This window comes from Gluconacetobacter entanii (assembly GCF_003206495.1).
Lineage (GTDB): Bacteria > Pseudomonadota > Alphaproteobacteria > Acetobacterales > Acetobacteraceae > Novacetimonas > Novacetimonas entanii.
Window position 1 is genome coordinate 1 of sequence record NZ_NKUF01000092.1, and the last position, 2,500, is coordinate 2,500.

General features: G+C 55.8%; 2 rRNA genes (1 of these 2 cut by a window edge). Both read right to left on the reverse strand.

Annotation, left to right across the window (positions count from 1 at the left end):
- Nucleotides 1-14: 14 nt before the first annotated feature.
- Nucleotides 15-130: ribosomal RNA gene (gene rrf / locus CFR72_RS16295) — 5S ribosomal RNA — on the reverse strand.
- A 106-nt stretch (nt 131-236) separates the two neighbouring features.
- A 23S ribosomal RNA gene (locus CFR72_RS16300) occupies nt 237-2,500 on the reverse strand (it continues 477 nt past the right edge of the window).

The following is a 2,500-nucleotide window of genomic DNA, read 5'->3' on the forward strand; positions in this document are numbered from 1 at the left end:
GGACTGACTGGAAGATCTGGCGGCGACCGACTTTCCCGTGCCTTGAGGCACAGTATCATGGGCGCTGGGGTTTTTCACGGCCGAGTTCGGGATGGGATCGGGTGGAGCAATTCCCGCCATGGCCACCAGATCATCCAGTCAGTCCTTTTAGGACTGTGTGGGAGGTTGGTGTTTTGTGTGAGGAGAGAGTGGGGTGGATGACTGCTGTGCATGTGTGTTTGCCACGTTGTGGCGTTGTGAATGAGCCTGTTGGGCGATTAGGACCAGTCAGCTGCACGCATTGCTGCGCTTCCACACCTGGCCTATTGACGTGATGGTCTATCACGGCCCTTGGGGAGACCTTGTTTTGAGGTGGGTTTCCCGCTTAGATGCTTTCAGCGGTTATCCCTTCCATACTTAGCTACCCGGCTGTGCCGCTGGCGCGACAACCGGTGCACCAGAGGTATGTTCATCCCGGTCCTCTCGTACTAGGGACAAATCCTCTCAAGTCTCCAACACCCACGGCAGATAGGGACCGAACTGTCTCACGACGTTCTAAACCCAGCTCACGTACCACTTTAATCGGCGAACAGCCGAACCCTTGGGACCTGCTCCAGCCCCAGGATGTGATGAGCCGACATCGAGGTGCCAAACCTCCCCGTCGATGTGGACTCTTGGGGGAGATCAGCCTGTTATCCCTAGAGTACCTTTTATCCGTTGAGCGATGGCCCTTCCACGCGGGACCACCGGATCACTATGGCCGACTTTCGTCTCTGATCGAGCTGTCACTCTCACAGTCAGGCGGGCTTATGCCATTGCACTCAACAGTCGATGTCCGACCGACCTGAGCCCACCATCGCGCGCCTCCGTTACACTTTGGGAGGCGACCGCCCCAGTCAAACTGCCCACCATGCAGGGTCCCGGACCAGGCTTACTGGTCTCGGTTAGACATCAGAAACAGTCAGGGTGGTATTTCAAGGATGGCTCCACCGGAACTGGCGCCCCGGTTTCAAAGCCTCCCACCTATCCTACACAGAATGTCTCTGATGCCACTGCAAAGCTGCAGTAAAGGTTCATAGGGTCTTTCCGTCTGACCGCGGGTACCCCGCATCTTCACGGGGAATTCAATTTCGCTGAGCCGATGCTGGAGACAGCGGGGAAGTCGTTACGCCATTCGTGCAGGTCGGAACTTACCCGACAAGGAATTTCGCTACCTTAGGACCGTTATAGTTACGGCCGCCGTTTACCGGGGCTTCAATTCGGTGCTTGCACACCTCCTCTTAACCTTCCGGCACCGGGCAGGCGTCAGGCCGTATACGTCGTCTCTCGACTTCGCACAGCCCTGTGTTTTTACTAAACAGTCGCTACCCCCTGGTCTGTGCCACCCGCCGATGGTTGCCCACTGACGGGTCTTGCTTATCCCGAAGTTACGCAAGCAATTTGCCTAGTTCCTTCAGCATCGTTCTCTCAAGCGCCTTGGTATTCTCTACCAGTCCACCTGTGTCGGTTTCGGGTACGGTCTATATGCCAGAGCTATTTCCTGGAATGCTCCAAAAGCCGGGCCAATCCGATAAGACCCGACAACATATTGCATTCGTCACTTCTGGCAGGCCCAGGAATATTGACCTGGTTTCCATCGACTACGGCTTTCGCCCTCGCCTTAGGGGCCGGCTCACCCTGCGCGGATTAACCTTGCGCAGGAACCCTTGGACTTTCGGCGACAGTGTTTCTCGCACTGTTTGTCGCTACTCATGTCAGCATTCGCACTTCCGATATCTCCAGGGAGGGTCACCCCGTCCCCTTCACAGACTTACGGAACGCTCCGCTACCGCGCATACATAGTATGCACCCACAGCTTCGGCACGTGGCTTGAGCCCCGTTACATTTTCGGCGCAGGGTTTCTATTAGACCAGTGAGCTATTACGCTTTCTTTAAAGGATGGCTGCTTCTAAGCCAACCTCCTGGTTGTTTTGGAATCCCCACATCCTTTCCCACTTAGCCACGATTTGGGGGCCTTAGCTGGTGGTCTGGGCTGTTTCCCTCTCGACAATGGACCTTAGCACCCACTGTCTGTCTGCCTGGCTCATACTTCCGGGTATTCGGAGTTTGGTTAGGTTTGGTAAGGCTTTGGGCCCCCCTAGCCCATCCAGTGCTCTACCCCCCGGGGTAATACCAGACGATCTACCTCAATAGATTTCGCGGAGAACCAGCTATTTCCGAGTTTGATTGGCCTTTCACCCCTAGCCACAGCTCATCCCCGACTTTTTCAACAGGCGTGGGTTCGGCCCTCCAGTGCGTGTTACCGCACCTTCAGCCTGGCCATGGCTAGATCACTCGGTTTCGGGTCTTCTGCCAGCAACTCGTCGCCCTATTCAGACTCGCTTTCGCTGCGCCTACACCTACCGGCTTAAGCTTGCTGCAAACAGAAACTCGCTGACCCATTATACAAAAGGTACGCCGTCACCCCATAAGAGGCTCCGACTGCTTGTAGGCATTCGGTTTCAGGTCTCTTTCACTCCCC